This is a genomic window from Streptomyces niphimycinicus (assembly GCF_018883605.1).
In the GTDB taxonomy this organism is placed as follows: Bacteria; Actinomycetota; Actinomycetes; order Streptomycetales; family Streptomycetaceae; genus Streptomyces; species Streptomyces niphimycinicus.
On record NZ_JAHLEM010000785.1, the window covers coordinates 1 to 6,475 of the forward strand.

Consider the following 6,475-nt stretch of genomic DNA (forward strand, 5'->3'; position numbering starts at 1 on the left):
TCCCAGGCGGCAATGCGCTCCTTGACCTGACCGACCGGCAGCCCGACCGACACCATGCCACCACGGCCCGCAAGACCCGCCGCGATCGCCTGCGACCGCAAGGCCACCACCTTCGCGGCATCCTCCAACGACAGCGCACCCGCCACACACGCCGCCGCGATCTCACCCTGACTGTGACCCATCACCGCATCCGGCTCCACACCCACCGAACGCCACAACTTCGCCAGCGACACCATCACCGCGAACAACACCGGCTGGACAACATCCACCCGGTCGAAACCAGGAGCGCCCTCAGCACCCCGCAGCACATCCGTCAGCGACCAGTCCACATGAGCCGACAGAGCCGACTCACACTCACCGACCGCCTCCGCGAACACCGGCGAGGACTCCAGCAAGCCCACCGCCATGCCCAGCCACTGCGCACCCTGCCCCGGGAACACGAACACCGAACGGCCAGTTGCCTCGGCGGCGCTGGCGCGGACCACGCCCGGTGCCTTCGCGCCCTGGGCCACCGCCTCCAGGCGTTCGAGGAGTTCCTCGCGGCTGGTCCCGGTCACCGCGGCCCGGTACTGGAACGCGGACCTGGTCGTCGCCAGGGAGAGCGCCACATCGGCGGTCCGCAGCTCCGGGCGCTCGGCCACGAACTCCCGCAGCGCGTCGGCCTGGGCCTGAAGCGCGTCGCCGCTCTTGCCCGCCACGACCCACGCCACCGGACCATCGACAACCTCGGCCTCGGCGGCCTCGGCCTTCTCGATCTCCGGAGCCTGCTCCAGGATGGTGTGCACATTGGTGCCGCTCATGCCGAACGCCGACACACCCGCGCGCCGCGGATGCCCGGTCTCGGGCCACGGCCTGGCCTCGGCCAGCAGCTCGACGTCGCCCTCCGTCCAGTCCACATGCGGCGAGGGCTCGTCGAGGTGCAGCGTCTTCGGCAGCACGCCGTGACGCATCGCCATCACCATCTTGATGACGCCGCCCACGCCCGCGGCCGCCTGCGAGTGGCCGATGTTCGACTTGATGGCGCCCAGCATCAGCGGCTGGCCCTCGGGACGCTCCTGGCCGTAGGTGGCCAGCAGCGCCTGCGCCTCGATCGGGTCGCCCAGCGAGGTACCCGTGCCGTGTGCCTCCACCGCGTCCACCTCGGCGGCCGACAGGCGGGCGTTCGCCAGCGCCTGCCGGATGACCCGCTGCTGCGAGGGGCCGTTCGGCGCCGTCAGACCGTTGGACGCACCGTCCTGGTTCACCGCGCTGCCGCGCACCACGGCGAGGATGGGGTGTCCGTTGCGGCGGGCGTCCGACAGCCGCTCGAGGACGAGCATGCCGACGCCTTCGGCCCAGCTCGCGCCGTCCGCGGCGGCCGAGAAGGGCTTGCTGCGTCCGTCGGAGGCGAGCGCACGCTGCCGGCTGAACTCGACCAACGACATCGGGGTGGACATCACCGTCACACCGCCCGCCAGCGCCAGCGAGCACTCGCCCTGGCGCAGCGCCTGCCATGCGAGGTGCAGGGCGACCAGCGACGACGAGCACGCGGTGTCCACCGTCATGGCGGGTCCCTCGAGGCCCATGGTGTAGGAGATACGGCCCGAGAGCACGCTCGGCGAGACACCGGTGCCGACGAGTCCCTCGACCGCTTCCTGGGATCCGGCGAGGACACCGCCGTAGTCCTGGTAGGTCACGCCCGCGAAGACGCCGGTCTGGCTGCCCTTCGCCGAGAGCGGGTCGATACCGGCCCGCTCCAGCGCCTCCCACGAGGTTTCCAGCAGCAGACGGTGCTGCGGGTCCATCGCGATCGCCTCACGCGGCGAAATCCCGAAGAACGCCGGGTCGAACTGGCTGGCGCCGTGCAGGAAGCCACCTTCCTGCGTGTAGCACTTGCCGGGCTCGTCCGGGTCCGGGTCGTAGAGGTTCTCCACGTCCCAGCCTCGGTCCGTCGGGAAGGGCGAGATGCCGTCCCGGCCCTGGGCGACGAGGTCCCACAGATCCTCCGGGGTGGCCACCCCTCCGGGATAGCGGCAGCTCATCCCCACGATCACGATCGGCTCGTCGCTGTCCGCCACCGCGACCGGCACCGGCTGCCGCGCTCCGGTCAGCGCGCCGAGGACCTCGGCACGGGCGAACTTCGCCAGTTCGACGGGGGTCGGGTAGTCGAACACGGCCGTCGCCGGGAGGCGCAGGCCGATGGCCTTGCTCACCCGGTTGCGGAACTCGACGGCGGTCAGCGAGCTGAAGCCGAGGTCCTTGAACGCCTGGGAGCCCTGGACCTGGTCGGCGGAGGCGTGTCCGAGCACCGCCGCGACATGTGTGCGGACCACATCGAGCAGCACACGGTCCTGCTCGGGCTCGGAGAGTCCGGCCAGTCGCTCCCGCAGCGCGGCGAGCGGCCCGGACCCGGACTCGGGTCCGCCCCGCTGGGCGGTGCGCCGTGCGGTCCTGCGTCGACGGGCAGGCATGGCAGTGGTCTCCTCAGCAGGGGTTTCGGTGGCCACGGGGGATTCGGTGGCCGCCGGAGCGTCGGCGCTCGCCTCGGGTGAGACGGCGGGCTCCGGCAGGGTCTCGGTCGTCTCCGGCGCCGGGAGCTCCGGCTGGTCCGTGACGACCTGGCGCAGCGTCAGCGTGTCGGCGGAGACCACGGCCTCGCCGGCTCCGTCGACCGCGGCCAGGGAAAGGGTCTCCGGGCCCGTGCGGGCAAGCCGGACACGCAGCTCGGAGGCGCCGGACGCGTACAGCGACACGCCGGCCAGGCTGAACAGGATGCGGCCGCGCCCCACGCCGTCCAGCACTCCGAGGCCGAGCGGCTGCAACGCCGCGTCCAAAAGGGCCGGGTGCAGCCCGAACCGCTCGGCCTCCGCAACGGACTCCTCGGCCAGGCCGATCTCGGCGAACACCTCGTCATCGCGCTGCCACACCGCTCGCAGGCCACGGAAGGCAGGTCCGTAGACGAGGCCGCTTTCGGCGAGCAGCTCGTACAGACCGTCCACGTCGACGCGCTCGGCGCCGGGCGGGGGCCATGTGGCGGAGGCGAAGCGCACCGCTCCTTCGGCGGTCGCGATGTCCTCCGGCTCCGGGGCGAGCACACCGCTGGCGTGGCAGATCCACTCGTCCTCGTCCTCGTCCACCGGCTCGGCCACGCGCGAGTACATCTCCAGCGAACGGGTGCCGAACTCGTCCTCCTCGCCGAGGACGAGCTGAATCTGGACTCCGCTCCCTCGGGGAAGGACCAGCGGCGCCTGGCTGACGAGTTCTTCCACATGGCCGAGGCCCACCTCGTCACCGGCGCGAATCGCCAGTTCCACGAGGGCCGTGGTGGCCAGGACCGCCTCGCCGCGCAGGACATGGTCCGCCAGCCAGGGCTGGGTGTGCAGCGAGAGCGTTCCGGTGAAGACCAGGCTGTCGGTGCCCGCGACGGGGACCGCGCCGCCCAGCAGCGGGTGATCGGCGGGGTCGAGGCCGAAGGCGGCGGCGTCTCCCGCCGCGGTGCCGGCCTCCAGCCAGTAACGCTGGTGCTGGAACGCGTAGGTGGGCAGGTCCACGCGGCGGGCGCCACGTCCGGCGAAGAAGGCCCGCCAGTCGACGGTTTCGCCGTGGACGTGTGTTTCGGCGAGGGCCGCGAGGAGCGCCTGCGTCTCGGGGCGGTCCTTGCGCAGCACCGGGACCAGCAGGGGGGCCGGTGCGTCCTCGGCGGCGATGTCGTCGACCGGTTCGGTCAGGCAGTCCTGGGCCATCGCGGACAACACGCCGTCGGGGCCCACCTCGATGTAGGTGGTGACGCCCCGGGCTTCGAGGGTCCGCACCCCGTTGAGGAAGCGGACGGTCTCGCGCACGTGCCGCACCCAGTACTCCGGCGAGCACACCTCTTCGGCACCGGCTTGCTCACCCGTGACATTCGAGATGAACGCGGTGGACGGGCCGTGGTAGGTGAGCGTCTCCGCGACCGCGCGGAAGCCGTCCAGCATCGCGTCCATGTGCGGGGAGTGGAAGGCGTGGCTGACCCGCAGGCGGCGGGTCTTGCGGCCCCGTTCCGCCCACTGTCCGGCGATCTCCAGCGCCGCTTCCTCGTCACCTGCGATGACCACGGCGTTCGGGCCGTTGACCGCGGCCATGCTCAGCTCGGCCGCACGACCGGCGAGCGAACCGGAGATCTCCTCCTCCGACGCCTCGATGGCGACCATCGCCCCACCCTCGGGCAGCGCCTGCATCAGCCGGCCACGGGCGGCCACCAGCGTGCAGGCGTCCTCCAGCGAGAACACCCCCGCCACATGTGCTGCGGCGATCTCTCCGATGGAGTGGCCGATCAGCACATCCGGGGTGATGCCCCAGTGCTCCAGCAGCCGGAAGAGCGCCACCTCGATGGCGAACAGCGCGGGCTGGGTGAACGCCGTCCGATCCAGCAGCCCGGCATCCGCACTGCCCTCCGCCGCGAACATCACCTCCCGCAAGGGGCGGTCCAGCACCACGTCCAGGTGCGCACACACCTCGTCCAGCGCACGGGCGAACACCGGGAACGTCTCGTACAACTCCCGGCCCATACCGAGGCGCTGCGCACCCTGGCCGGTGAACAGGAACGCGGTCTTTCCGGCCTTGGCCGCCTGCCCCTGGACGATGCCGGGGGCGTCGTCGCCGGCGGCGACCGTCTCCAGGCCACGCAACAGGGTCTCGCGTTCGGTGCCCAGCAGCACCGCACGGTGCTCGAACACCGATCGCGTGGCGACCAGCGATTCGGCGATGTCCAGCACGCCGGGCTCGGCCCCTTCGGAAAGGTGGGCGCGCAGCCGCTCGGCCTGGGCCCGCAGGGCTTCCGGGCTCCGGGCGGAGAGCACCCAGGGGGCCATCCCGTGGTCGTCGGCAGGGGTCCGGACGGACTCCGCCTCGTCCTGGACCGGGGCCTGTTCGATGATGGTGTGCGCGTTGGTGCCGCTCACACCGAAGGCGGAGATACCCGCCCGGCGCGGCTGCTCGGTCTCGGGCCACGCGGCGGCCTCGGTCAGCAGCCGCACCTCGCCCGCCGACCAGTCCACCTCGCGCGACGGTTCATCCACATGCAACGTCCGCGGCAACACCCCGTGCCGCATGGCCATCACCATCTTGATGACACCGGCGACACCGGCCGCGGCCTGGGTGTGGCCGATGTTCGACTTGATCGAACCCAGCCAGAGCGGCAGGTCCTCCGGGCGCTCCTGGCCGTAGGTGGCCAGCAGCGCCTGCGCCTCGATCGGGTCACCCAGCGTGGTACCCGTGCCGTGTGCCTCGATCACCTGAACGTCGGCCGGCGACAGCCGGGCGTTGGCGAGGGCCTGGCGGATCACCCGCTGCTGCGACGGCCCGTTCGGCGCCGTCAGACCGTTGCTCGCACCGTCCTGGTTCACCGCGCTGCCACGCACGATCGCCAGCACCTGGTGGCCGTTGCGCCGCGCGTCGGACAGCCGCTCCACGAGCAGCATGCCCACACCTTCGGACCAGCCGGTGCCGTCCGCGGCGTCCGCGAACGGCTTGCACCGGCCGTCGGGGGCGAGCCCGCGCTGGCGGCTGAACTCCACGAAGGCGGCCGGGCTGGTCATCACGGTGACGCCACCGGCGAGCGCCATGGAGCACTCTCCCTGGCGCACCGCCTGCGCGGCCTGGTGCAGGGCCACCAGCGACGACGAGCACGCCGTGTCCACCGTCAGCGCGGGTCCCTCAAGGCCGAAGGTGTAGGAGATGCGGCCCGACACGACCGAAGTGGCGCTGCCGGTCAGCATCTGCCCTTCGAGCCCCTCGGGGATCTCGTGCAGTCCCGTTCCGTAACCGGAGGTCGCGGCTCCGACATAGACACCGATCTGGCTGCCGCGCATGGACGCCGGGTCGATACCGGCCCGCTCGAACGCCTCCCACGAGGTCTCCAGCAGCAGCCGCTGCTGCGGGTCCATGGCAAGCGCCTCGCGCGGCGAGATTCCGAAGAAGGCCGCGTCGAACTCGCTCGCCCCGTCGAGGAAGCCGCCCTCGCGGGCGTAGAACGTGCCCGACCGCTCCGGGTCGGGGTCGTACATCCCCTCGACATCCCAGCCACGGTCGGAGGGGAAGTCCGTGATGGCGTCCGTACCGGCTGCCACGAGGTTCCACAGCTCCTCCGGGCTGCGCACACCGCCCGGGAAGCGGCAGCTCATCCCGACGATCGCGATCGGATCGTCGTCGACCGGGACCCCCACCGCCGACGGCGCGGCCACCGCGTCCCGCGTCCCGAGCACCTCGGCCCGCAGATGGTCCGCCAGGACCGACGCGTTCGGGTAGTCGAAGACCAGTGTCGCCGGGAGCTCCAGCCCGCTCTCCGCCACCAGCCGGTTACGGAACTCCACCGCCGTGAGCGAATCGAATCCCAGGTCCTTGAACGCGCGGCCGGCCTCAACCGCCTCCGCGCCCGCGAACCCGAGGACCGCGGCGGCATGGGCGCGCACCAGGTCGAGCAGGGTCCGGTCGATCTCGGCCTCGGTGAGTCCCGCCA

Annotated in this window: 1 protein-coding gene; it reads right to left on the reverse strand. The window is 71.9% G+C overall.

The window, feature by feature from the left end; translation table 11 throughout:
• Positions 1-6,475 (reverse strand): type I polyketide synthase (locus KN815_RS42660; protein WP_216347142.1); only part of this gene is annotated, 6,475 nt, incomplete at both ends.